Here is a 23,769-nt window from a genome sequence, read left to right on the forward strand (position 1 = left end):
GCTCGGCATGCTGCTGCGGATGTCCACGTTGCTTCTCAGGACCCTGCGCGAGGAGCCGGCCGAGGCGGAGGTGCCGAGTCATCGGCTGCTGCTGCGCGCCGGTTACGTTCGGCGCGCGGCTCCGGGCGGCTACACCTGGCTCCCGCTCGGCAAGCTCGTGCTGGACCGGATCACCGCGGTGGTCCGGGAGGAGATGACCGCGATCGGCGGCCAGGAGGTTGCCTTCCCGGCACTGCTTCCCCGGGAGCCCTACGAGACGAGCAACCGCTGGACCGAGTACGGCGACGACATCTTCACGCTGCAGGACCGGCGGGGCGCCGACTATCTGCTGGCGCCCACCCACGAGGAGATGTTCACCCTGCTCGTGCAGGACATGACCAGCTCGTACCGGGATTTCCCGCTGGTGCTCTTCCAGGTGCAGACGAAGTTCCGCGACGAGGCGCGGCCGCGGGCCGGCCTGCTACGCGGCCGCGAGTTCCTGATGAAGGACGCATATTCGTTCACCCTCACCGACGAGGGCCTGGTTCAGGCGTACGCCGAGATGCGCGCCGCCTACCAGCGCATCTTCCGGCGCATCGGGCTGTCCCACACGATCGTCTCGGCGATGTCGGGGGCGATGGGCGGCTCGGCGTCGGAAGAGTTCCTGGCCGGCGCCGACGTGGGTGAGGACACCTTCGTCGGCTGCACCACCTGTGACTACGCGGCCAACACCGAAGCCGTGACGACTCCGGTACCCGCCGCCCGGCCCATTCCGGCGGGTGCGCCGGCGGTGCACGACACCCCGGACACCCCGACCATCGCATCGCTGGTCGACCTGGCCAACGCACGGCAACTGGCCGGCCGCACCGACTGGACCGCCGCTGACACCCTGAAGAACGTGGTGGTCACCGTCCGGCACCCGGGCCGCGACGACGAGCTGTTGATGATCGGCGTGCCCGGCGACCGCGAGGTGGACCTGAAACGCCTCGACGCCGCCCTCGCCCCGGCGACCGCGGCCCTCTTCGACGACTTCGACTCCCGCCCCGACCTGATCAAGGGCTACATCGGCCCGCAGGGCAGCAAGGTGCGCTACCTGGCCGACCCGCGGGTCGCGCCGGGCACGGCCTGGCTGACCGGTGCCAACCAGCCCGGCCGGCACGCGGTCGACGTGGTGGCCGGCCGCGACTTCACCCCCGACGGCACCATCGAGGCGGCCGAGGTGCGGGCCGGCGACCCCTGCCCGGCCTGCGGCTCCGGCGAGCTGACCATCCGGCGCGGCATCGAGATCGGGCACATCTTCCAGCTGGGCCGGCGCTACACCGACGCCTTCAAGGTCGACGTCCTCGGCGTCGACGGCAAGCCGGTCCGCCCGACCATGGGTAGCTACGGCATCGGGGTGTCCCGCGCGGTCGCGGCGATCGCCGAGCAGCACCACGACGATCGCGGCCTGCTCTGGCCGGACGAGGTCGGACCGGCCGACGTGCACATCGTCGCGGCCGGTCGGGACGGCCAGGTCGAGGCCGCGTTGGCGCTGGCCGGCACCCTGGTCGAGGCCGGCCTGCGGGTGCTCGTCGACGATCGGCCGCAGCTGTCCGCCGGGGTCAAGTTCACCGACGCCGAGTTGATCGGCATCGCCCGCACGGTCGTGGTGGGGCGCCGGCTCGCCGAGGGGATGGCGGAATTCCGCAACCGGCGAACCGGTGAGCGCGCCGACGTGCTGATCACCGACATACCGCGTGTAATCACGAGTGCACTCGGGTAACGGTTTTCCACACGGGAGGTTTCACCATGGCCAAGGTCTCGGTCGCTGACGTGATGACCCGGCGGGTCGTCTACCTGCCGGAGGCGACGACCCTCGACGAGGCTGCGCAGGCGATGCGCGACCAGGGCATCGGTGATGTGGTGGTGACCAGCGGGCCGACCATGGTGGGCCTGGTCACCGACCGGGACATCGTGATCCGGGCGATCGCCGAGAACCGCATCCCCAAGCAGACGACGCTCGGCGCGATCACCTCGCACGAGCTGATCATGGTGGAGCAGTCGGCCACTGTGGAGGAAGCGGTGCAGGCCATGCGCGAGCGCGGCGTCCGCCGCCTGCTGGTCTGCGACTCCGACCGGAACGTCGTCGGCATCATCAGCCTGAGTGACGTGGCCCTCTTGCCGACATCCACGCCTGCCTGACACCGCGAAGTATGGTCGGTTCTTGTGAGCGACATGCCCCCGAAGCTGGCCGAGATCGTCGACGAGTTCGTCTCCGCGCCGCGCGAAGTCGTTCTCGAGATGCTGCTCGAGTTCGCCGACGCCATGCCGCCGTTGCCGGCCGAGATGGCCGGGCACGACGGCATGGAACAGGTTCCGGAGTGCCAGACCCAGTTCTTCCTCAAGGCCACGGTCCGGCCGGACCACACGGTGGAGCTCTGGTTCGACTGCCCGCCGGAGGCGCCCACCACCCGGGCCTTCGCCGGCATCCTGGCCGAGGGCCTGATCGGGGCGTCGGCCGCCGAGATCATCGCGGTGCCGGACGATCTCTACGCTCGGATGGGCCTGGCCAACGCCATCAGCCCGCTACGCATCCGGGGCGGGTCGGCCATCCTCGCTCGCCTCAAGCGGCAGGTCGCCGCCCAGTCTTAGTGGGAGTTCGTCCGTGGATATCCAGGTCTGGTCCGACGTTGTCTGCCCGTGGTGCTACATCGGCAAGACGCGCCTCGAGAAGGCGATCGCCCAGTTCGACGGGGACGTGATGGTGACCTACCGGGCGTACCAGCTCGACCCCTCGCCGGTGCCGCAGCCGGTGGCGATCAAGGACGCGATGGCCGCGAAGTTCGGTGGCCGGGAGCGGGCCGAGCAGATGCTCGCGCACGTCACCTCGATCGCGGCCGCGGACGGCCTGCGCCTCGACTACGACCGGGCGGTCGCGGCCAACACGCTCGACAGTCACCGGCTGATCGCCTGGGCGGCCGGCCAGGACCGGCAGGCCGACATGCTGGACGCGTTGCAGCGGGCCTACTTCACCGGCGGCGCCGACCTGGGTTCCCGCCCGACGCTCGCCGGAGTGGCCGCCTCGATCGGCCTGGACGGCGCCGCCGCGCTGGCCTACCTCGAGTCCGAGGCCGGCATCGGCGCGGTCACCACCGATCTCACCGAGGCCCGCGAGCTCGGCATCACCAGCGTCCCGACCTTCGTGATCGACGGGAAGTACGCGGTGCAGGGTGCCCAGGAGCCGGCCACCCTGCTGGCCGCGCTGGAGGAGATCGCTCGGCGCGAATCCGTCGACATCGGTCAATGAGGTTTCACGTGGAACCAGATCGACGACCTTAAACGAGTTTCGCCAGATCCTCGATGACCTTGGCACCCGGCAGCGCACCCAGCGCCGGACCGGCCACGGCGATCTTGCTGTGCCGCACGCCGGAACCGATGATCACATGCGGCGTCGCGGCGACTCGGCTGTCGACCAGGATCGGCCAGTCGACAGGCAGGCCGATCGGGGTGATCCCGCCGTACTCCATCCCGGTCAGGCTGACCGCGTCGTCCATCGGGGCAAAGCTGCACTTGCGCACGTCGAGGTGACGGCGGACCGCCCCGTTCACGTCGGCCCGGGTGGTGGCCAGGACGATGCAGGCCGCGTACTTGGTGACGCCGTCGCGCTTGCCGGCCACGATCACGCAGTTGGCCGAGACGTCCAGGCCCACGCCGTACGCCTCGCAGAATGCCGTCGTGTCGGCCAGGCCGGGGTCGATCGGCGCGACCAGCACCTGGTCGCCGTCGATCGGCGCCTCGACCGGCCAGACCGCGAGGGCCTTCGCCACCGGCGGGGCCAGCAGGTCGGGGCGGGACTGGGCGGGCTCGAGCTGAAGGGTTCCCATCACGCCCGCCATCCTCGCTCAATACTTCGCGGCCAGGTAGTCCCGCCACGTTCGGGACCCGGTCGGCGTGGCCGCGGTGGTCAGGGCGCCGGCCCGGATCGCCCGGGACAGCTTGCCCGGGATGCCGAGCCGCCAGATCGGCCGCTTCCGGCCACGGGCGGCCAGCCAGGAACGGGCCAGGTCGTCGAAGGTGAGCACCTCGGGGCCGCCGTACTCGGTGGTCGCGCTCGTCGCCGGCCGGCCCACCAACCCGGCGATCTCCTCGGCCAGGTCCTCGATGGCGACCGGTTGCACCCGCCAGTCCGGGTCGATGATCACCGGACCGGGCTTGCTCAGCGCGGACAGCAGCATCTCGGCGAACTGGTGGAACTGGGTGGCCCGGACGATCGTGTACGGCACGCCACCGCCCTTGACGACCTGCTCGGTGTCCAGCTTCGCCCGGTAGTAGGGGTACGACACCCGGTCGATGCCGACGATCGACACGTAGAGGACGTGCCCGACTCCGGCCTTCCCCGCCGCCGCCATCAACCGCCGGGTGCCCTCGACGTCGGTCGTCCGCGGCCGGCCCGGCGACGAGGCGAGGTGCACGATCACGTCCACCCCACGCACCGCCTCGTCCAGCCCTTCTCCGGTACGCAGGTCGGCCGTGACCCAGCCGGACCGCGCCGACCGGGTCATCGGCCGTACGGCGTACCCCTGCTTCTCCAGTTGCGGGACCACCGCGGACCCCAGCGTTCCGCTCGCTCCGGTGACCAGCACCGTGTTCTTCTCGCTCATATCAACTGGACAATCAGCTCAGCCCGAATGTGACATGCCTTCGGTCACACCGGATCCTCAGGCTCGGCCTGATCTTGCCGACCTTCAGAGGTTGTGGAGGAACGTCGTGGAGCGCGCATCGGGACCGTGAGCGGTCTCGCGCTGCTGGGTGGGGGTACCGCGATCGCGGCCGTCGCCGGCGGCGCCCACTCCGTGTTCGCAACCGTGCTTCTCGGCCTCCTCGCCATCGGGATGGGTCATTCGCTGCTGGTCGAGATCCGCCGCCAGGCGCGCCGGCGGACCTGGCGCTGGGTCCGCACCGACACGATCAACGCGGTCCTGCTCGGGTGCTGGGCGGAGGCCGCGCTGATCCTGACCATCCTCGAGGCCGGGCCGGCTGCGGTGCGCGCCGTCGGCGGGGTGCTGGCCGCGGCGTACACCGGATGTTGTGTTTATTTCGTCACCGAGCGCAGGCGGACGATCGCCGCCCAGCCCCGCACCGGCGAAGTTGCCCCGTTGCCCCGTCCGGCGGAGCCGGAGACCCCGGTTTCCGCACGTCGGGCCGCCTGACGTCTCCCGCCGGGCGCCGACCTTTGATCTACTGACGCCGTGCGCCGTCGATCTCTCGTCCTCCTCCTCGCGGCCGGTGCGCTCAGCGCATGCACCCCGCGCAGCACCGGCACTCCGGCCGCCGCTGCCACCCCGCGTGATGCCGTCGCCGACGACTACCGCTGGTTCTTCCCGGTGCCCGATTTCGGCCAGGGTTACTGCTTCACCTGGGTTCGCGACCTCACCCCGCCGCAGGTGATCAAGCGGCTCGGCGGCCGGGAACTGGAACGGATCAACTGGAAGCAGCTGGTCGAGTCGGGAGACGGGCAGCAGGGCACGGCCTACCGCTACTTCATCGGCATCACCCGGGTCGGCGACTGGTCGCTGATCGTCGAGGACAACGGTGACCTCGGGGTCACCGACCGGCTGGTGCGGCCGCTGTCAGCCGGCACCACCGTGGTGGGGCACTATCGCGGCGCCGACGGGCACGGCCGGTTCCTGCAGCTGACCGACGGCCGGGTGGAACTGGACTTCGACCCGGCCGCCCCGGCCACCGTGACCGCCGCGATGTCGGCGGTCGGTTTCGCGCCCGGCATCGACGCGGGCACCTCGATGGCCGCCTCGTTCGCACTGGCCGAGCGGCTCACCGGCCAGCAGATGACCCAGTCGTTGCTGATCTCCAGCACCTACCTGCTGACCAACGTCCCGATCGAGCATCGAAAGAATCAATAGCCGTTCGGTTGTTGCATGCCGGATAGTCCGGCCGCCAATATTCATCCGTGGCGATGCGTACTTCCGAGTTGCTGAGCGTCGGTGAGGCCGCGATCCTGCTGCGCTCGTCCCGGCAGCACGTCCTCGACCTGTGCTCGCGCGGCCTGCTGCCGTATGTGACGGTCGGCGGCACCCAGCATCGCGTGCGCCGCGCCGACGTCGAGGCATTGATCCGTCCCGCTCTGACCCGCGAGCAACTCGAGCAACTCTGGCTGCACCAGGCGATGGCCGGGAAGTTCGTGTCGAACCCGGACGCCCTGCTCGCGGCGGCCGCGATCAACCTGCGCCGGCTGCGCCGACTGCACCCCGAGGGCCGGGCCTGGGAGTGGCTGGACCGATGGCAGGTGGTGCTGGACCGCGGCCACGAAGCGGTGCTGGACGCCCTCACCTCCTCGTCCGAGTACGCGGTCGAGCTACGCAGCACGTCGCCGTTCACCGGCATCCTGTCCGAAGTGGAACGCCGCACCGTGCTCACCGCCCTGGCCGAGAGCAGGCGCGATCGGGCCCGGACGATGCCGCAGGAGAAGCTCGAGCGGGTCCTTCGCGCTGTGTGAGTCGTCGATCACAAAACTATAAAAGCACCTTATGAAAATCCCGGTGCCGGGCGGATAGTGGATCAGTTCAACCCCGGCCGCCGCCTCTGCGATCTCGCGAATCGCAGCGACGACTGGCTGCGCCCCCGGGAGGTTCCATTGGCGATCATCAACACCCCCCACGTCACTACCGCCGGCAAACTGGCCGGCCTCCTCGAGGCCGTGCTCCAGGTGCCGATGCCGGTGCGGGTCCGAGCCTGGGACGGCTCCACAGCCGGTCCCACCGACGCACCCACCCTCATCATTCGCAACCGACGGGCCCTGCGCCGCATCCTGTGGCAACCCAACGAGCTCGGCCTGGCCCGCGCCTACGTGGCCGGCGAGATCGACGTCGAGGGCGACCTGTACGACGCCCTCACCCGGCTCGCCGGCTTGGTCTGGCGCTCACCCGACCGCCGGGACCTGCCGTTCCGCACCGTCGCCGCCGACCTGCTGCGACTGGGCGTACTCGGTACCCAGCCCAAGCCGCCGCCGGAGGAGATGCAGGTCACCGGCGGTATGCACAGCAAACGCCGGGACCGGCAGGCGATCAGCCACCACTACGACGTCGGCAACGACTTCTACCGGATCGTGCTCGGCGAAAGCATGGTCTACTCCTGCGCCTACTGGGCGTCCGACGAGCCCGGCTACGGTCTCGCCGACGCGCAGCGCGACAAGCTCGACCTGATCTGCCGCAAGCTCGACCTCAAGCCCGGCATGCGGCTGCTCGACGTCGGCTGCGGCTGGGGGAGCCTGGCCGTGCACGCGGCCCGCACATACGGCGTCCGGGTGCTGGGCATCACGCTCTCCACCGAGCAGGCCGACTACGCCCGCAAGCAGGTCGCCGACGCCGGCCTCACCGACCAGGTGGAGATCCGGGTGCAGGACTACCGCGACCTCGACGACGGGCCGTTCGACGCGATCTCCAGCGTCGGGATGGCCGAGCACGTCGGGACCGAGCCCTACCGGCAGTACGCGGAAATCCTGTACTCGCAGCTCAAGCCGGGTGGGCGGTTGCTCAACCACCAGATCGCCCGGCTGCACTTGCCGCCGAAGCAACCGCACCAGCCACGCTCTTTCATCGACGCGTACGTCTTCCCCGACGGTGAACTGGCGCCGGTCGGCGTCACGGTCACGGCGTTGGAGGAGGCCGGTTTCGAGGTACGCGACGTGCACGCGCTCCGCGAGCACTACGCCAAGACGCTGCGCGCCTGGGTGGCGAACCTGGAATCCGACTGGACCACGGCCGTACGCCTGACCAGCCCCGGCCGCGCCCGGGTGTGGCGGCTCTACATGGCCGGGTCGGCGCTGGCCTTCGAGCAGGCCCGCATCGGCGTGAACCAGGTGCTGGCGATCAAGACACACCGCAACGGTGACAGTGAGATGCCCGCCACACGATCGGCTTTCGCCGCCTGACCGGGGCTGCCCGACAGACCGCCGTGATGCCTTGTCACCTGCCGCGACGAGGCATCACGGCTCACCCCCGAGTGTCCATTTCGGCCGGTGAGTTGCCGCTTACCGCCCGAAAGATCCGGAAGTTATCCACAGCCCTTGAGCAGCAACGCTTTCATCCGGTTAGCCTGCGACTCGTGAGCGAACGAAAACGGGCCGCCGCCGTGATCGTGCGTGACGGGCGAGTCCTGATGGTGCACGAGCGAAGCCGACGATCCGGCGGCGGTGAGTGGTGGACGCTGCCGGGCGGCGGCGTAGAGCCCGGCGAGACCGCCGAGGAGGCGGTGAAGCGAGAGGTCTTCGAGGAGACGGGCCTGATAGTCAGCGACACCCGCCATGTCCTGGAGATGCCCTACCCCTCGGGCATGACATCAGTGTTCGCGGTGACGGTGATAGACGGCGAGCCCCGCCTGGGCCCCGACGACGGCAAGGGCCCGGAGCCCCTGGGCCTGGACTGGTTGCCGGCCCCCGAGCTCCCCACCGAGTCCCCCCACGGGGTCCCCATCCCCCCGATGATCGTCGTGCTACCCGCCTGACACGCACCTGGCCGTGAACCGTCACCACAGACGACTTCGGAGGGCCGGCTGCCTATCCCACGTCATGCTCGGCGATTGAGCGGCCGCGTGGTTCGGGCCGCAGCAACCCGAGCGACAACGCAAAAGCGGGCCGCACAGCGGCCCGCCAAGTGATCTTCATTTGTGGAGCCTAGGGGACTTGAACCCCTAACCCCCGCCTTGCAAAGGCGGTGCTCTGCCAGTTGAGCTAAGGCCCCGACAGCACAAACCTATCGCAGGTCGGGAGCGGTGGTCGCCTCGTGCCAGAGCGCCCGCTCGTCACTAGAGGCCTTGACCTTCTTAACAACGAGGGCAGCAACCCCCACGATGCCAGCAACAACAAGAAGCTTCTTAAGCATCGCCAAGACCCCCAACACCAACAGAGCGGAAGCGGAGCGGCCGACCCACCGACAGTGACCACCGCACCGCGGGGTTTCCGGGAGCTCGGCCCCCGGAATAGATATGACGGGTGACCCCGGCCCGCGCTTTCCGCGGGCAGGGGACCCCGTCAGCCGTGGGGCTAGATGGAATCGAACCATCGACCTCAGAGTTATCAGCTCTGCGCTCTAACCGACTGAGCTATAGCCCCGTGCGACCCGAGAAGATTACCGCACTGGGCGGTGGGCCACCAAAACGGGGGTGGCCCACAGCCCGCGGGTCTTGTCAGTCGCGTTCTGCGAGGGTCAACTCGACGCCGCCGACCAGGTCGGCGCACACGTTGTAGATGAACGCGCCGAGCGTGGCCAGTGCCGTGAACAGAACGACGTTGACCGCGCCGACCAGCATCGACGTGCCGATGACGCCCCAGGCGGTGATGCGGAAGCCGCCGCTGGCGGAGCCGTCGGTGCCGCCGCTGGCGCTCACCAGCTCCTTGAGGCTGTTGTTGACCTCGGTCCAGACGCCCATGGCGTCCAGAGCCAGGTAGAGCACCGAGGTGGCGACGACCACGACGATGAACAGCACGACGGAGACGGCGAACGAGAACTTCATGACGGACCAGGGGTCGATCCGCTTGAGGTTCAGCCGGGCCCGGCGGGGGCCGCGGGCGGCCGCACCGGTGACCGTGGACCGGGCGGACCGGACGGCCTCGGTGACGCGGGCCGCGCCGACCGCTGCACTGCCGGTGGCCGCGCCGGGACCGCTCGCACCGCCGGGCCGCTTGGTGGCGCCGGTGGTGTTGCCGGGCTGGTTCGGCGCACCGGGGGGACCGGCGGGGCGCTGGGGCGCCGCGCTGGGTGCCGTGGCCGGCCGGGCCTGCGAGGTCGAGCCCGGCAGGGTGCCTTTGCCCTTGGTGACGACGGGCACCGTTGCGGAACCCTTGGCCACCGACGGACCGCCGGCTCGCTTCCCGTCCGACGATCCGTCGCTGTCGGCGGGCGGTTCACCCGGCGGCGGGGCCATGCCCGGCGCCCGGGTGAACTTCGGCGGGGACGGGGCATCAGCGGGGGCCGCGGTGCGTGCCGCAGCTTCGCGCCCGTTCGCGGCGGCGTCTTTCTTGGCCGCCTCGTCCGGCGTCGCTGAGGTCCCCGAGCCCCCCGACTTCGCCTGTGTCTCCGGCATCAACTAGTCCTGTTCGTCAGGCTCGTCGGCATTGCGAGCAAGCGCCACGATGGTTACACCTTCTGGGAGGTCCATCAGCTTGACCCCCATTGTGTTCCGATCCCGTGTGCGCCGTACAGGCTTCACGGGAGTCCGGATGACACCACCATTGCTGGTGATGGCAAATAGTTCATCCTCCGGGCTGATCACCAGGGCACCCACCAGACCGCCCCGACGCTCGGTGATTTTCGCGGTCAGGACGCCCTTGCCGCCCCGACCCTGTACCGGATACTCCTCGATCGGAGTGCGCTTTGCATACCCACCGTCGGTGGCGACCAACACATCCATGCCGTCGCGGACCACTTCCATCGCAAGAAGCTCATCGTTATCACCGAACCGCATGCCGATCACGCCCGACGTGGCCCGGCCCATCGGCCGCAGTGCCTCGTCGGTCGCGTTGAAGCGGATGGCCTGCGCCTTCTTGGAGACCAGGAGCAGATCGTTCTCTGCTGCCGCCAGCGCCGCGCCCACCAACTCGTCATCCTCCCGCAGGTTGATGGCGATGATGCCACCGCTGCGGTTGGAGTCAAATTCCTCGAGCCGGGTCTTCTTCACGAGACCATTCTTAGTGGCGAGCACAAGGTACGGTGCGACGCCGTAATCCGGGATCTGAATGACCTGGGCGATGTGCTCGTCGGGCAGGAAGGCCAGCAGGTTCGCGACGTGCTGACCCTTGGCGACTCGCGCCGCTTCGGGCAGTTCGTAGGTCTTTGCCCGATAGACCCGGCCCTTGTTCGTGAAGAACAGGATCCAGTCGTGGGTCGAGATCACGAAGAAGTGCGAGACGATGTCGTCCTGCCGCAGCGTGGCGCCACTTACGCCCTTGCCGCCGCGCTTCTGCGACCGGTACAGATCGACCTTCGTGCGCTTCGCGTAACCGGTTCGTGTGATGGTCACCACAACGTCCTCGCGCGCGATGAGGTCCTCCATGGAGACCTCGCCGTCGAACGGGATGATCTGGGTGAGTCGCTCGTCGCCGAACTTCTGCACGATCTCGCCGAGTTCCTCGGAGACGATGGCCCGCTGCCGCTCCGGCTTGGCGAGGATGTCTTCCAGGTCGGCGATCTCGATCTCGATCTTGGCGAGCTCGTCGATGATCCGCTGCCGCTCGAGGGCGGCCAGCCGGCGCAGCTGCATGTCGAGGATCGCGGTGGCCTGGATCTCGTCGACGTCGAGCAGCTGCATGAGGCCCTGCCGGGAGTCCTCGACGGTGGGCGAGCGCCGGATCAGGGCGATCACCTCGTCGAGCATGTCCAGCGCCTTGACCAGACCGCGCAGGATGTGCGCCCGCTCCTGGGCCTTGCGCAGGCGGAACGCGGTGCGCCGGCGGATGACCTCGATCTGGTGATCGACGTAGTGGCGGATGAACTGGGCCAGGTTCAGCGTGCGGGGCACGCCGTCGACCAGGGCCAGCATGTTCGCGCCGAAGGTCTCCTGCAGCTGGGTGTGCTTGTACAGGTTGTTCAGCACGACCTTCGCGACTGCGTCGCGCTTCAAAACCAGGATCAACCGCATTCCGGTACGCCCGGAGGACTCGTCCCGGATGTCGGCGATGCCGGTGAGCTTGCCTTCCTTGACCAACTCGGCGACCCGCTCGGCGAGGTTGTCCGGGTTGACCTGGTAGGGCAACTCGGTGACGACCAGGCACGGACGGCCCCGGGCGTCCTCCTCGACCTCGACCACGGCCCGCATCCGGATCGAGCCGCGACCGGTGCGGTAGGCGTCCTGGATCGCCTGCTGACCGACGATCAGGCCCTTGGTCGGGAAGTCGGGGCCCTTGACCAGCTCGAGCATCGCCTCGAGCGCCTCGGTCTCCTCCGACTCGGGGTGGTCGAGCTGCCACTGCACGGCGGCCGCGATCTCACGCAGGTTGTGCGGCGGGATCTTGGTGGCCATGCCGACGGCGATGCCCTCGGAGCCGTTGACCAGCAGGTTGGGGAAGCGGGCCGGCAGGATCGTCGGCTCCTGGGTACGCCCGTCGTAGTTGTCCTGCATGTCGACGGTGTCCTCGTCGATGTCCCGCAGCATCTCCATCGCCAGCGGGGACAGCTTCGACTCGGTGTACCGCATGGCGGCCGGCGGGTCGTTACCCGGCGAACCGAAGTTGCCGTTGCCGTCGATCAGCGGATAACGCAGGGACCAGGGCTGGCCCATCCGGACGAGGGCGTCGTAGATCGACGAGTCGCCGTGCGGGTGGTAGTTGCCCATCACGTCGCCGACGACGCGGGCGCACTTGACGTAGCCGCGGTCCGGGCGGAAACCGGAGTCGTACATCGCGTAGAGGATCTTGCGGTGCACCGGCTTGAGACCGTCCCGCACGTCGGGGAGCGCCCGGCCCACGATCACGCTCATCGCGTAGTCGAGGTACGAGCGCTGCATCTCGACTTCGAGACCGACCGGTTCGACTCGCTGGGTCACGCCACCGCCGACTTCTTCGGGGATCTCGTCTCCGGCGGGCGGTTCGGGAGTGTCAGTCACTGTTAACCCTTACTCAAGGTGAAACCAGACAAGCACGACTAAAGTACGCATCTTGCTGTGGATAACGTTGTGGAAAGTCGGTGGACGCTGTGGATAGCGCGGGGGATGGCGTACACCCCCGCGCCACCTTTCAGATGTCGAGGAACCGCACGTCCTTGGCGTTTCGCTGGATGAACGAGCGACGTGCTTCGACGTCCTCACCCATCAGGACGCTGAACAACTCGTCGGCTGTGGCAGCGTCGTCGAGCGTCACCTGACGCAGCGTTCGCGTCGACGGGTCCATCGTCGTGTCCCACAGCTCGTGGAAGTTCATCTCGCCGAGACCCTTGAACCGCTGGATGTCGTCGGGCTTGGCGTTCGCCTTCTTCTGCTGACGCAGCGCGATCAGCCCGTCCCGCTCCCGATCGGAGTAGGCGTACTGCGCGTCGTCGCCCCGCTTGTTCCACTTGATCTTGTAGAGCGGCGGTGCGGCCAGGTAGACGTGGCCCATCTCGACCAGCGGCCGCATGAAGCGGAACAGCAGGGTGAGCAGCAGCGTCTGGATGTGCTGGCCGTCGACGTCGGCGTCGGCCATCAGCACGATCTTGTGATAGCGCAGCTTGGCGACGTCGAAGTCCTCGTGGATGCCGGTGCCCAGCGCGGTGATCAGCGACTGGACCTCGTTGTTCTTCAGCACCCGGTCGATCCGGGCCTTCTCCACGTTCAGGATCTTGCCGCGGATCGGCAGGATGGCCTGGATCTGGCTGTCGCGGCCCTGCTTGGCCGAGCCGCCGGCCGAGTCACCCTCGACGATGAACAGCTCGGAGACCCGCGGGTCGGTGGACTGGCAGTCGGCCAGCTTGCCCGGCATCGAGCCGGACTCCAGCAGCGACTTGCGCCGGGCCAGCTTGCGGGCCTGCTGGGCGGCGATCCGGGCGCGAGCGGCCTGGGACGCCTTCGTGATGATCTGCTTCGCGTCGGCCGGGTTGCGGTCGAACCAGTCGGCGATCCGCTCGTTGGCGACCTTCTGGACGAAGCCCTTCATGTCGGTGTTGCCGAGCTTCGTCTTCGTCTGGCCCTCGAACTGCGGGTTGGCCAGCTTCACCGAGATGATCGCGGCGAGCCCCTCGCGGATGTCCTCGCCGGAAAGCTTCTCGTCGCTCTTGAGGAACTTCTTCTCGGTGCCGTAGCGGTTGACGATGCTCGTCAGCGCGGCCCGGAAGCCCTCCTCGTGGGTGCCACCCTCATGCGTGTTGATCGTGTTGGCGAAGGTGTAGACCGACTCGCCGTACGACTCGTTCCACTGCATCGCGATCTCGAGGGCCATGCCCTCGTCGTTCGCCTCGGCCTCGAACTCGATCACGGTCTTGTGGATCGGGTTCTTGGTGGTGTTGAGGTGGCGGACGAAGTCGGCGATGCCGTTCTCGTACATGAAGGTGACCGCGCGCGGCTTGCCCTCCTCGTCGAGCTGGTCAGGACGCTCGTCGCGCAGGTGGATGGTCAGCCCCTTGTTGAGGAACGCCATCTCCTGGATGCGGCGGTAGATCGTCTGCCAGTCGAACACGACCGTCTCGAAGATCGCCGGGTCCGGCCAGAACTGCACGGTGGAGCCGGTCTTGTCGGTCGGCTCACCCTTCTCCAGCGGGCCGGGCTTGGAGTATGCGTACTTCTGCCGGTAGACGTTGCCGGACTTGTGGATCTCGAGGGCCATCCGGGTGGAGAGGGCGTTGACCACGGAGACGCCGACGCCGTGCAGACCACCGGAAACCGCGTACGCCTTGCCGTCGAACTTGCCGCCGGCGTGCAGCACCGTCAGCGCTACCTCGACGCCGGGCTTCTTCAGCTTGGGGTGCAGGTCGACCGGGAAACCACGGCCGTTGTCGGTGACCGAGACGCCACCGTCGGCGAGCAGGACCACGTCGATGGTGTCGCAGTAACCGGCCAGCGCCTCGTCGACCGCGTTGTCCACAACCTCCCAGACCAGGTGGTGGAGGCCACGCTCACCGGTGGAACCGATGTACATACCCGGACGCTTGCGGACTGCTTCGAGGCCTTCGAGCACGGTGATTGACTCGGCACCGTATTCCTGCTTGTTCTCTGCCACCCTCGGCCACTTTCTCGCGCCGGGCCCCCGTGAGAGCCCCGCAACGGGGTTGGCGGGCGAACGGCGGACAGCCGGCGGGCAGGGCTGACCACAGATGAGAAGCCGCAGGCAGAAGCGGACCACCGGTGGAACCGTGCTCGCCGGTCGCCGCGGCTGGCCCGCGGATCGTGATCGGCTGGAAAAAACCGCGTAGCGTGACGACTCACATCGCATTGCTTGATGAAAATCGCCGAACCAGAGGTTTTCCCGGTCACCGTCGATTCTACTCCGCCGAAGCGAGTTCGCGAGGGTCCGGCACCCCGTCCGGGTGCCTCAGATTGCCGTAGCGCGATCGGAGCCGCTACCCACGTCTCCCCCTACACGGAAGAGCCGCCCACCGCAACGGCACGGGATTTGGCTGTCGATCGTCACCGCGCGCCTTCCAGCCGGAATCGCAACGCGCTGCGACACTGCCTCCCAACACCGGGCCGTGGTGTCGTAATCTCGCCCGCGCGGAACTGGTGCATGGCTCAACGGCCGCGAGGCAGGTCGAGGAAGGGTGGCCCCCGATGGCGCACGACAAGGGGCTGGATAACGTCGCGGTCCACTGGCCCCGGACGAACCAGTACTACGACCCGGTGGCGCCCGCCGAGTTCGTCGACTTCGGGGCGGTTGCCGACGCGCCCGAGATCGCCGCGCCCACCGGGGCGTTGGCCCTGCACATCGCGAAGACCGGGACGGTGCGCGCGACCGCGTACACCGAGCTGGTCGACCTGCTCCTGGGCCTGGGTGGGGTGCTCTACGCGACCGACGCGGCCGCCGAGGACGAGGACCCGGTGATCGATCCGGACGGCTGCGCGTGGATCGCCGGCGGCCTGGAGCGGTTCGTCGAGGGCCACGAGAAGTTCGGCGACCTGGTCACCTTCGACACCGTGGCCGAGGTGATGCGGACCGCGATCAACCAGGGCCGGCTGGCCGAGCAGCAGTTGCGCTGGCTGGAGAACCGGCTGGGTGCCCTGCGCGACGACGCCGGCAACGCGCCGCACTGGAGTTTCGCCCGGTCCGAGCTGGCGATTCTGGCCGGCTTCTACCGTCGCTGCGCGGATCGGGGTTTCGCCGTTTTCGCCGATTACTGAACAAACACCCAAACCCGCTCAGCCGTACGTATCTCGTGGGCCCCGGCCCTGCACCCGTCGTGGGCCCTTGCTCCACGACGGTGCCGCCGGGCCGTGGATGTTCAGCTTGGTGACGACGTTGTGGCCCACCTCGGCGGCGATGCTCTTCAGCAGCTTCGCCGCCAGCATCCGCAGTTGGGTCGCCCAGGCGGTCGACTCGGCCTCGACGGTGAGCACGCCGGCGTCCAGCTTCACCGGCCGGCTGTGCTTGGCGATGTCCGAGCCGACGACCTTCTCCCAGGCGCCGAAGACGGTCGCCTCCGCCTTCGGTTTCTCCCAGCCGCGCGCCTTCATCAGCTTTTCCAGCATCGCGCCGAACGGCTGCGGGTCGCGTGGATCGGGCCCGGGGCCGGAGTAGCCGCGCAGCCGGCGACCGTCCCCGGAGCCGGCGCGCCGGCGCGGGTTCGCCGCCGCGGCCCGCCGCTTGGTGAGCGCGGCGTCGAGCACCGCGCGCGCCAGCTCGGGCCCGGACGCACCGTCGCCCTCGCTCGCCGACGGTTCCGAAGCGGCCCCGGCGGCGCCCTCAGCGCCCTTCTGCGGGCCGCGAGCGCCCTCCGGCCGACCCGACCCTGCCCGCGCACCCTCCGGCGGCGCAGCGGGGCGTTGAGATCCACGACGGCCCTCCACCATCGGTCCCTCGTCCGGGAAGTCCGGTGGATGAGCCTGTGGAAAGTCGCCCTGCGGGAAGAACCGCTCGGCCGTCGGGTCGTAGTCGTCACGCGGCACGGGTCACCGCCCCGAGGGTTACGTCGTACCGGGCGCCGCTCAGCGCGGGCGGCACGTCCTCCGGGACCGCACAGGTCACCAGGAGCTGGCCGGCGTCCGAGACCAGGGCGGCCAGCCGGTCCCGCCGGCCGGCGTCCAGCTCGGCGAAGACGTCGTCGAGTACCAGCACCGGCTCGATGCCGTCCGACCGCAGCAGGTCGTAGGCGGCCAGTCGCAGGGCGAGCGCGAACGACCAGGACTCGCCGTGGCTCGCGTAGCCCTTGGCCGGCAGGTCGCCCAGCGCCAGGGTCAGGTCGTCACGATGCGGGCCGACCAGGGTGACCCCCCGCTCGGTCTCCGCGGTCCGCTTCTCCAGCAGCGCCGCGAGCAGCGCTTCCTGCAGGCTCGCGCGATCGGGGACAAGAACATCACCCAGACCCGAGGCGTACGCGATGGAGGCGGCCGATCGTCCGGCGGCGACCGCGTCGTACGCCTTGGTCAGGTGCGGGCCCAGGGCCGCCACCAGCTCCAGCCGGCCGGCCAGCAGCTCGGCCCCGTGCTGGGCCAGGTGCTGATCCCACACGGCGAGCGTCGAGAGGTCCTGGCCACGGGTGCCGCCGACCTTGCGGGTCAGGTAGGCCGTACGCAACAAGGCGTTTCGTTGTTTGATCACCCGGTCGTAGTCGGCCCGCACGCCCGCGTAGCGCGGCTGCCGGGCCACCAGGAGGTCGTCGAGGTAGCGGCGGCGGGTGGACGGGTCGCCGCGGACCAGCTCGAGATCTTCGGGGGCGAACAGCACCATCCGCAGGGCGCCCAGCACCTCGCGGGGCCGGCGCACCGGCGAACGGTTGAGGCGGGCGCGGTTGGCCTTACCGGGGACGATCTCCAGCTCGACGAGCAACTCGCGTCCATCGTGGACGACCGCGCACCGGATCACGGCCGAAGCGGCGCCGGACCGGACCAGCGGGGCGTCCATGGCCACCCGGTGACTGTCCAGAGTGGCCACGTAACCGAGCGCCTCGATCAGGTTGGTCTTGCCCATGCCGTTCTGGCCGACCAGCACGGACACGCCGGGGTCGAGATCGACGGCCACCCGCTCGTAGGAACGGAAGTCGGCGAGCTCGACCCGGCGAACGTGCATCTCAGCTGATGACGGCGTGGCCACCGAACTGCTGGCGCAGTGCGGCGACGGCCTTCATGGCGGGTGAGTCGGGCTGACGGGACTCGAAGCGGGTGAACAGCGAGGCGGCGATGACGTGCAGCGGCACGGCCAGGCGGACGGCCTCGTCGACGGTCCACCGGCCCTCGCCGGTGTCCTCGGCGTAGCCCTTCAGCTTGGCCAGCTCGGGGTCGCCGTCGAGCGCGCGGTCGAACAGGTCGAGCAGCCAGGACTTCACCACGCTGCCCTCCCGCCAGCTCTTGAACGCACCGGGCACGTTGTCCACGTACTCCGACGCCTCGAGCAGTTCCCAGCCCTCGGCGAAGGCCTGCATCATGCCGTACTCGATGCCGTTGTGGACCATCTTCGTGTAGTGACCGGCACCGACCGGGCCGGCGTGCACGAAGCCGAACTCGCCGGCCGGCTTGAGCGCCTCGAAGATCGGCATGGCCTTGGCGACATTCTTGGCGTCGCCGCCGACCATCAGGGCGTACCCGTTCTGGCTGCCCCAGATGCCGCCGGAGACGCCGCAGTCCATGTACCCGATGCCCTTGGCGGCGAGCCGGTCGGCCCGCGGCTGGTCGTCGGTGAACTTGGAGTTGCCGCCGTCGATGATCAGGTCACCGTCGGAGAGGAGCTCGCCGAGCTGGTCGATGGTGCTTTCGGTGATCTCGCCGGCCGGGACCATCGTCCACACCACTCGCGGAGCGGCGAGCTTCTCGACGAGTTCGGCAAGAGAGCCGACGTCCCGCTTGTCCGGGTGGTGGTCGAATCCGACCACTTCGTGGCCCGCTGCGCGGATACGGTCGGCCATGTTGCCGCCCATCCGGCCGAGACCGATAAGGCCAAGCTGCATGGTGTTCCCCCTAGATGTGCGTTTCCCTCAGCCTCAGTATCAGCGCGTTACCCGGATCGGCATGATCAGATAGCGGTAACCCGGCACGATTTCGCCGTTTTCGGTTGCGGGGGAGATCACAGCGGGCTTGAACGCGTCGACGAACGACAGCAGGGCGTTGGGCGCTCCCAGATTCTGCAGACCGTCGATCAGGTACTGCGGGTTGAAGCCGATCGTCAGCGCCTCACCGGTGAAGGTCGCCTCCATCGCCTCGCTGGCCCGCGCCTCCTCCGTCCCACCGGCCTCGACGACCAGACCGTCCTCGCTGAAGCTCAGCAGCACCGGGGTGGTGCGCTCGGCCACCAGTGCGACGCGGCGGACCACCTCGACGAGGGCGGCGACGCCGACCCTGGCCTCAGCGTTGTGGCTCGCCGGGAACAGCGAGCGCACCGGCGGGTAGTTCGCGCCGTCGAGCAGGCGGCTGGTCGTGCGCCGGGTGCCGCCGGCGAAACCGATCATGCCCTCGCCGGCGTTGCCCTGGGACAGCGCGAGCGTCACCGAGCCGCCGAGCGGGCCGAGGGTCTTGGCCGTGTCGTTCAGCGTCTTCGCCGGGACCAGCGAGTTCAGGCTGATGTCCGGGTCGTCGGGGTTCCACTCCAGTTCGCGCATGGCGAGCCGGTAGCGGTCGGTGGCCAGCATGGCCATCGACGAGCCGTTCAACTCGATCCGGACGCCGGTCATCATTGGCAGCGTCTCGTCGCGACCGGCGGCGATCGCCACCTGGGCGACGGCGGCCGCGAAGGTCGCGGCGTCGACCGTGCCGGCGCTGGACGGCATCTCGGGCAGCGAGGGGTAGTCCTCCACCGGCATCGTCGGCAGCGTGAACCGGGCGCTGCCGCACACCAGCTCGAGGTGCGCACCGACCGCGGCGATGTCGACCGGCTTGGCCGGCAGTGCCTTGGTGATCTCGGCGAGCAGGCGGCCGGAGACGAGGGCGGCGCCGTCGGCGTCGGCCTGCACCTCGACGGTCACCTGGCTGGAGACCTCGTAGTCGAAGCCGGAGACCTGCAACCGGCCGTCGGTGACTCGCAGCATGACGCCGGCGAGCACCGGCACTGACGGCCGGCTCGGCAGGCTCTTCGCCGTCCAGGCCACGGCGTCGGCGAGTGCGTCTCGCTCCACCCGGAACTTCATGCTGTCCTCCGAGTCACTTTCTTATGTCGGGGCGTGGACCCCACGAACTTTAGGGCGCGTGGCAAGCCGGTGCCTCCCCGGGCCTCCCGGTGCGAAGTGGTTCGAGCCGCCGGCGGCTTCATCCACAACATCCCCAACGCCGTTGATTGATTTTTAGTTGTCTAAGAAAAACTTCTAGTCGTCTTCATCGGTGCTGTGCAAAGTGTGGAGAACTCAAGTCTGTGCAGGTCAGCGGGTTATCCACCGGTGATTCACATGTGGGCAACCGGGGTACAAATCTCGGTCTGCGTCCACAGTCGTCGAGCTGACGAGAGTTGTCCACCGTTGTCCACCGGCTATCCACCGGATATCCACGGGGTTTGTCCCCCGGCTTGTGGACAACGTTGGGACGGTACAGGCTCGTCGTCCCCAGAACCTTCAACAGGAAATCCACACTCCTCCACAGGGTGTGGGCAGCTTGGTTACCCACTGTGTCTGTCCACATCGATTTCCCCAGGTCTTGTCCACATCTGTGGAGACAGGTGACAAGGGGTTTTCCACCGCTGGGGATAAAGGGCTGTGAAGTCCTGTGAATTAGTGTGGATAACGTTGGCACGGGACGGTTGCGTTCTGACGTTGACATCCCGTCGTGAGCGTGGATGGGGGTCGGCCCGACACGAACGAGGACAGTCGGGCAGTTATACACAGGCTGTGGGAAAAGGTATGGAAAACCCCAAAACGCCACTCTTCTGGGTGTCGAGGCTTGTGGCCTCCTGTGGGTAACCACGGGGCCCGACTCGCGTGCGGGAACGCTCCGCCCGGCGGCGCCGCACCGGGGCGCGCGGGAACGCGGCGCCCGAAGTGCGCGGCAGGGAACGGTGAAGGTGCGGTTGGGGACTGCGCTGCCCCGTACGCGAAAGGTTTAGGTGTTCTGCTTGATGCGGTTGGTCAGCTCGGCGATCTGGTTGTAGAGCGAGCGACGCTCGGCCATGTGCTGACGGATCTTGCGGTCGGCGTGCATGACCGTGGTGTGGTCGCGGCCGCCGAAGGCCTGCCCGATCCGGGGCAGGGAGAGGTCGGTGAGCTCGCGACAGAGATACATCGCCACCTGGCGGGCATTGACGAGCACCCGGCTGCGGGAATGGCCGCGGAGGTCCTCCAGGCTCACGCCGAAATAGTCGGCGGTGGAGACCATGATCTGGTCGGCGGTGATTTCCGGGCCGGCGCCGTCCGGCATGAAGTCGCGAAGGACCTCTTCGGCCAGGGAAAGCTGCACCGCTGAGCGGGTGAGGCTGGCGAAGGCGGTCACCCGGATGAGGGCGCCCTCGAGTTCGCGGATCGAGTTGGACACCCGGCTCGCGATGAATTCGAGGACGTCGTCGGGGGCGTACATCCGTTCCTGCGCGGCCTTCTTCTGGAGGATCGCGATCCGCGTCTCCAGGTCGGGCGGCTGGATGTCGGCGAGCAGGCCCCATTCGAAGCGGGTCCGCATGCGATCTTCCAGTGTGGCCAGTTGCCGCGGGCTGCGGTCGGAACTGATGACGATCTGCTTGTTGGCGTTGTGCAGCGTATTGAAGGTGTGGAAGAACTCTTCCTGGGTGCGCTCGCGGTTCTCCAGGAACTGGATGTCGTCGATCAGCAGGATGTCGACGTCGCGGTAGCGCCGCTGGAACGCCTGGGTCTTGTCGTCCCGCAGGCTGTTGATGAAGTCGTTGGTGAATTCCTCAGTGGACACATATCGGACGCTTCGCGCGTGACCCAGCGTGGTGGCGTAATGACCGATCGCGTGCAGCAGGTGGGTCTTGCCGAGACCGGAGCTGCCGTAGATGAAGAGCGGGTTGTAGGCCTTCGCCGGCGATTCGGCGACGGCCACCGCGGCGGCGTGCGCGAAACGGTTCGAGGATCCGATGACGAACGTCTCGAACATGTACTTCGGATTGAGCCGGTTGCCGTCGTTCGTGCCGCGCGGATTGCTGGACGGGCGGATGTCGAGCGGCGCCCGGCCGGGACCGTTGTCGCCGCGGATCGGCAGCGCGTCGTCGACCAGCGTCGGGCGGTCGTCGGGCCGGCGCGAGTTGTCGCGCATCTGACCTGAGTTGCCCGACATCCGGTGCGGAGCGGTATCGGCCTCGCGGTCCGGTCCGCCACGGGCGGCCGGCGCCTGCGGCGGCGATTGCATCGGCTGCATGGTCGGCATCGACTGCATCGGCGCGGGATGGTGGGGCGCCGCCGGGGCCGGGTCGGCGAAGAGCGCCTCCTGGTCACCGCGGGCGGTCGGCACATTCCGGTACGACGGTGGGGCGGGCCGCTGGCTGTCGGCGTACGGGTCGTGACCGTACGCGGGGAGCTGTTCCGGGTGCCGCGGCTCGGTCTCGGCGTAGTGCCGGGGCTGCGGCTCCTCGACGGGCTGCTCGACCGGGGTGCCGTAGACGGTGCCGGGCATGCCCGTTCCGTCCTCCGGGGGCTTCACGGTGACGGCGACCTGTATCGGCCGGTTCAGCCGGCGGCTCAGCGCCTCGGTGATCGCGGGGCGCAGCCGGGACTCGATCACGTCCCGGGTGAAGGCGTCCGGGACGGCCAGGAGCGCGGTGTCCTCCACGATGGCGCGCAGCTTCGTCAGCTGTAGATAGGCGCGCTGCTGCGGCGACGAGATCTCGTCGGCCAGCTCGTCGAGCGTCGCCTTCCACACACCGCTCAGGTCAGCCTGATCGGCCACCGCCGCGCCACCCCCATCGCCACCGACCCCCGGTGGACCTTGTCCGGTCTAACCGCCTCTGCTCAGCCGCCGCCCAACTCGGGCGACGACATCCCCCCAATCCAGCACCACATTTAACGTGCTGAACACGCTTGACGCCACCGGTTGTCCACAGGTTATCCACAACCTGTGCACGCGCTGGCGGTCACTCCCCCGAACGGACGGTCGGCAGGGCATCCCGGAGCCTGGAAACGGCACGGATGAAACAGGCTCACCGTGCCGAACGATTGACCTGCTTGTCCGGTTTTGCTCCGGTACGTCGTGGTATGCACAGAGCGCTGATGACCAGCAAACGGGCACGCTAACAGCGAGGTCGCCGAAGCTACAACTGTCGCACCGCCGGGCAAGCGCCCCCGAGCGGAAAAGATTCACTGGGCGCGCAGAAAGACGAGTTGGCGATCTTGTCCGTCGGCGTGCCGCGCCACGATATTGTTGACCAGCATCGCTGGCCTGCGTAGGGTCGGGCGGTTGCTCCGCCGCGTTCTGATAAAGTGGCGTCTTGCAGCTTGATGCCCCCCTGGACGTTGTAGGAATACAGGAGTAATGACGTGAGCAAGCGCACCTACCAGCCGAACAACCGCCGGCGTGCCAAGACCCACGGCTTCCGGCTGCGGATGCGCACCCGTGCAGGCCGCGCCATCCTCGCCTCCCGCCGCTCCAAGGGCCGCGGCAAGCTGTCGGCCTGAGCCGGCGGCTGTCGGGCCCGATCCCCAGGTAGTCATGCTGGCCGCCGCGCAGCGCATGCGGCGGAGCACTGACTTCGCCGCAACGATTCGCGGTGGCCGCAGAGTCGGCCGGGGCACGGTTGTGGTTCATCTGCTTCTTGAGGAGCCGGTGCGAGCCTCCACGGCACGCGCCGGCTTCGTCGTATCCAAGGCGGTCGGCAACGCGGTGGTCCGCAACAAGGTCCGCCGCCGGCTCCGCCACCTGGTCCGGCCGCTCCTGACCGACCTGCCCGACGGGTCGTCGCTGGTGGTGCGGGCGTTGCCTAAGGCAGCCGAGGCGTCGTTCGCGACGCTCGGCGGCGACCTAGAGGCGGCCCTGGCGGCGGCGCGTAAACCAAGGCGGCAGTGATGAGCGTTCTTGCCCGAATGCTGACCGCGGTGGTCGTCGCGTACCGTCGTTATGTGAGTCCGGCGCTGCCGGCCCGCTGTCGGTTCTATCCCTCGTGCAGTGCGTACGGCCTGGAGGCGCTGGCCAAGCACGGTGCGGTGCGAGGGACAGGGTTGACGGTCTGGCGGATCATGCGCTGTCACCCCTTCCACCCTGGCGGGTACGACCCGGTGCCTGACCCGATCCGTCACCGTCCTGCCGATGTGACTGGAGCTTGAA

Annotated in this window: 24 protein-coding genes and 2 tRNA genes; 13 read left to right on the forward strand and 13 right to left on the reverse strand. The window is 68.6% G+C overall.

All coding sequences use genetic code 11. The features are described from left to right. Nucleotides 1–7: 7 nt before the first annotated feature. Genes Ato02nite_RS44820 through Ato02nite_RS44835 form a run of 4 tightly spaced genes read left to right on the forward strand, consistent with a single transcriptional unit; the run spans nucleotide 8 to nucleotide 3,265 of the window. Nucleotides 8–1,741 (forward strand): proline--tRNA ligase, encoded by a 1,734-nt coding sequence (locus Ato02nite_RS44820; protein WP_213012853.1) that lies wholly within the window; start codon nucleotides 8–10, stop codon nucleotides 1,739–1,741. A 26-nt stretch (nucleotides 1,742–1,767) separates the two neighbouring features. After that, nucleotides 1,768–2,160 (forward strand): CBS domain-containing protein, encoded by a 393-nt coding sequence (locus Ato02nite_RS44825; protein ID WP_213012833.1) that lies wholly within the window; start codon nucleotides 1,768–1,770, stop codon nucleotides 2,158–2,160. 24 nt (nucleotides 2,161–2,184) lie between these two features. Further along, entirely contained in the window at nucleotides 2,185–2,610 is a 426-nt protein-coding gene (locus Ato02nite_RS44830; protein WP_213012834.1) for a SufE family protein, read from the forward strand. A gap of 13 nt (nucleotides 2,611–2,623) precedes the next feature. Next, nucleotides 2,624–3,265 (forward strand): DsbA family oxidoreductase, encoded by a 642-nt coding sequence (locus tag Ato02nite_RS44835; protein ID WP_213012835.1) that lies wholly within the window; start codon nucleotides 2,624–2,626, stop codon nucleotides 3,263–3,265. Nucleotides 3,266–3,293: 28 nt separating this feature from the next. On the opposite strand, the gene Ato02nite_RS44840 is transcribed toward Ato02nite_RS44835, so the two are convergent. Further along, the gene (locus Ato02nite_RS44840) at nucleotides 3,294–3,842 is read right to left on the reverse strand and encodes a YbaK/EbsC family protein (protein WP_213012854.1); all 549 of its coding nucleotides are present in this window, start codon (nucleotides 3,840–3,842) and stop codon (nucleotides 3,294–3,296) included. A gap of 18 nt (nucleotides 3,843–3,860) precedes the next feature. After that, entirely contained in the window at nucleotides 3,861–4,619 is a 759-nt protein-coding gene (locus Ato02nite_RS44845) for an SDR family oxidoreductase (RefSeq protein WP_213012836.1), read from the reverse strand. 126 nt (nucleotides 4,620–4,745) lie between these two features. On the opposite strand from Ato02nite_RS44845, the gene Ato02nite_RS44850 reads away from it, so the two are divergent. The 5 genes from Ato02nite_RS44850 to Ato02nite_RS44870 all read left to right on the forward strand — a co-directional run bounded on the left by Ato02nite_RS44850 (nucleotide 4,746) and on the right by Ato02nite_RS44870 (nucleotide 8,478). Then, on the forward strand, nucleotides 4,746–5,168 hold the full coding sequence (locus tag Ato02nite_RS44850; RefSeq protein WP_246608114.1) for a hypothetical protein: 423 nt from the start codon (nucleotides 4,746–4,748) through the stop codon (nucleotides 5,166–5,168). A 39-nt stretch (nucleotides 5,169–5,207) separates the two neighbouring features. Beyond that, on the forward strand, nucleotides 5,208–5,879 hold the full coding sequence (locus Ato02nite_RS44855; RefSeq protein ID WP_213012837.1) for a DUF6461 domain-containing protein: 672 nt from the start codon (nucleotides 5,208–5,210) through the stop codon (nucleotides 5,877–5,879). Between the two features lie 53 nt (nucleotides 5,880–5,932). Next, entirely contained in the window at nucleotides 5,933–6,472 is a 540-nt protein-coding gene (locus tag Ato02nite_RS44860; RefSeq protein ID WP_213012855.1) for a helix-turn-helix domain-containing protein, read from the forward strand. A gap of 57 nt (nucleotides 6,473–6,529) precedes the next feature. Further along, nucleotides 6,530–7,906 (forward strand): class I SAM-dependent methyltransferase, encoded by a 1,377-nt coding sequence (locus Ato02nite_RS44865; protein WP_246608115.1) that lies wholly within the window; start codon nucleotides 6,530–6,532, stop codon nucleotides 7,904–7,906. Nucleotides 7,907–8,079: 173 nt separating this feature from the next. Continuing rightward, the gene (locus Ato02nite_RS44870) at nucleotides 8,080–8,478 is read left to right on the forward strand and encodes an NUDIX domain-containing protein (RefSeq protein WP_213012838.1); all 399 of its coding nucleotides are present in this window, start codon (nucleotides 8,080–8,082) and stop codon (nucleotides 8,476–8,478) included. A gap of 163 nt (nucleotides 8,479–8,641) precedes the next feature. Here the strand turns inward: Ato02nite_RS44870 and Ato02nite_RS44875 are convergent. The 6 genes from Ato02nite_RS44875 to gyrB form a co-directional block, all read right to left on the reverse strand. Next, nucleotides 8,642–8,714 (reverse strand) — tRNA-Ala (locus Ato02nite_RS44875). Nucleotides 8,715–8,726: 12 nt separating this feature from the next. Then, a complete protein-coding gene (locus Ato02nite_RS44880) occupies nucleotides 8,727–8,855 on the reverse strand; it encodes a DLW-39 family protein (RefSeq protein WP_213012839.1) in 129 nt (42 codons plus the stop codon). 156 nt (nucleotides 8,856–9,011) lie between these two features. Beyond that, a tRNA-Ile gene (locus Ato02nite_RS44885) sits at nucleotides 9,012–9,085 on the reverse strand. Nucleotides 9,086–9,159: 74 nt separating this feature from the next. After that, complete coding sequence (locus tag Ato02nite_RS44890) at nucleotides 9,160–10,056, reverse strand: DUF3566 domain-containing protein (RefSeq protein WP_213012840.1); 897 nt, start codon at nucleotides 10,054–10,056, stop codon at nucleotides 9,160–9,162. 3 nt (nucleotides 10,057–10,059) lie between these two features. Next, entirely contained in the window at nucleotides 10,060–12,573 is a 2,514-nt protein-coding gene (gene gyrA, locus Ato02nite_RS44895; protein ID WP_213012841.1) for a DNA gyrase subunit A, read from the reverse strand. 130 nt (nucleotides 12,574–12,703) lie between these two features. Further along, nucleotides 12,704–14,656 (reverse strand): DNA topoisomerase (ATP-hydrolyzing) subunit B, encoded by a 1,953-nt coding sequence (gyrB, locus tag Ato02nite_RS44900; RefSeq protein ID WP_213012842.1) that lies wholly within the window; start codon nucleotides 14,654–14,656, stop codon nucleotides 12,704–12,706. Nucleotides 14,657–15,204: 548 nt separating this feature from the next. Here gyrB and Ato02nite_RS44905 point away from each other — a divergent pair. Next, the gene (locus tag Ato02nite_RS44905; protein WP_203812759.1) at nucleotides 15,205–15,771 is read left to right on the forward strand and encodes a hypothetical protein; all 567 of its coding nucleotides are present in this window, start codon (nucleotides 15,205–15,207) and stop codon (nucleotides 15,769–15,771) included. A gap of 18 nt (nucleotides 15,772–15,789) precedes the next feature. On the opposite strand, the gene Ato02nite_RS44910 is transcribed toward Ato02nite_RS44905, so the two are convergent. The 5 genes from Ato02nite_RS44910 to dnaA form a co-directional block, all read right to left on the reverse strand. Beyond that, a complete protein-coding gene (locus tag Ato02nite_RS44910) occupies nucleotides 15,790–16,440 on the reverse strand; it encodes a DciA family protein (protein WP_213012857.1) in 651 nt (216 codons plus the stop codon). Between the two features lie 85 nt (nucleotides 16,441–16,525). Then, nucleotides 16,526–17,656 carry a DNA replication/repair protein RecF gene (gene recF, locus Ato02nite_RS44915; protein ID WP_213012843.1) on the reverse strand — a complete coding sequence of 377 codons (1,131 nt, stop codon included), beginning with the start codon at nucleotides 17,654–17,656 and terminating at the stop codon, nucleotides 16,526–16,528. Nucleotide 17,657: 1 nt separating this feature from the next. Further along, complete coding sequence (gene gnd / locus Ato02nite_RS44920) at nucleotides 17,658–18,530, reverse strand: phosphogluconate dehydrogenase (NAD(+)-dependent, decarboxylating) (protein WP_213012844.1); 873 nt, start codon at nucleotides 18,528–18,530, stop codon at nucleotides 17,658–17,660. Between the two features lie 39 nt (nucleotides 18,531–18,569). Next, nucleotides 18,570–19,703, reverse strand: a complete 1,134-nt coding sequence (gene dnaN / locus Ato02nite_RS44925) for a DNA polymerase III subunit beta (protein ID WP_213012845.1) — start codon at nucleotides 19,701–19,703, stop codon at nucleotides 18,570–18,572. Between the two features lie 901 nt (nucleotides 19,704–20,604). Then, nucleotides 20,605–22,398 carry a chromosomal replication initiator protein DnaA gene (gene dnaA / locus Ato02nite_RS44930; protein ID WP_213012846.1) on the reverse strand — a complete coding sequence of 598 codons (1,794 nt, stop codon included), beginning with the start codon at nucleotides 22,396–22,398 and terminating at the stop codon, nucleotides 20,605–20,607. Nucleotides 22,399–22,985: 587 nt separating this feature from the next. On the opposite strand from dnaA, the gene rpmH reads away from it, so the two are divergent. Genes rpmH through yidD form a run of 3 tightly spaced genes read left to right on the forward strand, consistent with a single transcriptional unit; the run spans nucleotide 22,986 to nucleotide 23,768 of the window. Next, complete coding sequence (gene rpmH / locus Ato02nite_RS44935) at nucleotides 22,986–23,123, forward strand: 50S ribosomal protein L34 (RefSeq protein WP_071803970.1); 138 nt, start codon at nucleotides 22,986–22,988, stop codon at nucleotides 23,121–23,123. Between the two features lie 34 nt (nucleotides 23,124–23,157). Beyond that, nucleotides 23,158–23,511 carry a ribonuclease P protein component gene (gene rnpA, locus Ato02nite_RS44940; RefSeq protein WP_213012847.1) on the forward strand — a complete coding sequence of 118 codons (354 nt, stop codon included), beginning with the start codon at nucleotides 23,158–23,160 and terminating at the stop codon, nucleotides 23,509–23,511. After that, nucleotides 23,511–23,768, forward strand: coding sequence for a membrane protein insertion efficiency factor YidD (yidD, locus tag Ato02nite_RS44945; protein WP_438873117.1), 258 nt, complete (start codon nucleotides 23,511–23,513; stop codon nucleotides 23,766–23,768). The genes rnpA and yidD overlap by 1 nt, the downstream gene beginning before the upstream one ends. Nucleotide 23,769 lies beyond the last annotated feature (1 nt).

The sequence above is a fragment of the Paractinoplanes toevensis genome (assembly GCF_018332695.1).
Taxonomy (GTDB): Bacteria; Actinomycetota; Actinomycetes; order Mycobacteriales; family Micromonosporaceae; genus Actinoplanes; species Actinoplanes toevensis.

What these genes read in the sequence shown, in the direction of transcription:
- dnaN (WP_213012845.1), bottom strand. Translation starts at nt 19,703, where the DNA reads ATGAAGTTCCGGGTGGAGCGAGACGCACTCGCCGACGCCGTGGCCTGG.
- Ato02nite_RS44890 (WP_213012840.1), bottom strand. Translation starts at nt 10,056, where the DNA reads ATGCCGGAGACACAGGCGAAGTCGGGGGGCTCGGGGACCTCAGCGACG.
- Ato02nite_RS44905 (WP_203812759.1), top strand. Translation starts at nt 15,205, where the DNA reads ATGGCGCACGACAAGGGGCTGGATAACGTCGCGGTCCACTGGCCCCGG.
- Ato02nite_RS44845 (WP_213012836.1), bottom strand. Translation starts at nt 4,619, where the DNA reads ATGAGCGAGAAGAACACGGTGCTGGTCACCGGAGCGAGCGGAACGCTG.
- yidD (WP_438873117.1), top strand. Translation starts at nt 23,511, where the DNA reads ATGAGCGTTCTTGCCCGAATGCTGACCGCGGTGGTCGTCGCGTACCGT.
- rnpA (WP_213012847.1), top strand. Translation starts at nt 23,158, where the DNA reads ATGCTGGCCGCCGCGCAGCGCATGCGGCGGAGCACTGACTTCGCCGCA.
- Ato02nite_RS44910 (WP_213012857.1), bottom strand. Translation starts at nt 16,440, where the DNA reads ATGGTGGAGGGCCGTCGTGGATCTCAACGCCCCGCTGCGCCGCCGGAG.
- Ato02nite_RS44820 (WP_213012853.1), top strand. Translation starts at nt 8, where the DNA reads ATGCTGCTGCGGATGTCCACGTTGCTTCTCAGGACCCTGCGCGAGGAG.
- Ato02nite_RS44880 (WP_213012839.1), bottom strand. Translation starts at nt 8,855, where the DNA reads ATGCTTAAGAAGCTTCTTGTTGTTGCTGGCATCGTGGGGGTTGCTGCC.
- Ato02nite_RS44825 (WP_213012833.1), top strand. Translation starts at nt 1,768, where the DNA reads ATGGCCAAGGTCTCGGTCGCTGACGTGATGACCCGGCGGGTCGTCTAC.
- Ato02nite_RS44840 (WP_213012854.1), bottom strand. Translation starts at nt 3,842, where the DNA reads ATGGGAACCCTTCAGCTCGAGCCCGCCCAGTCCCGCCCCGACCTGCTG.
- Ato02nite_RS44860 (WP_213012855.1), top strand. Translation starts at nt 5,933, where the DNA reads ATGCGTACTTCCGAGTTGCTGAGCGTCGGTGAGGCCGCGATCCTGCTG.
- recF (WP_213012843.1), bottom strand. Translation starts at nt 17,656, where the DNA reads ATGCACGTTCGCCGGGTCGAGCTCGCCGACTTCCGTTCCTACGAGCGG.
- gnd (WP_213012844.1), bottom strand. Translation starts at nt 18,530, where the DNA reads ATGCAGCTTGGCCTTATCGGTCTCGGCCGGATGGGCGGCAACATGGCC.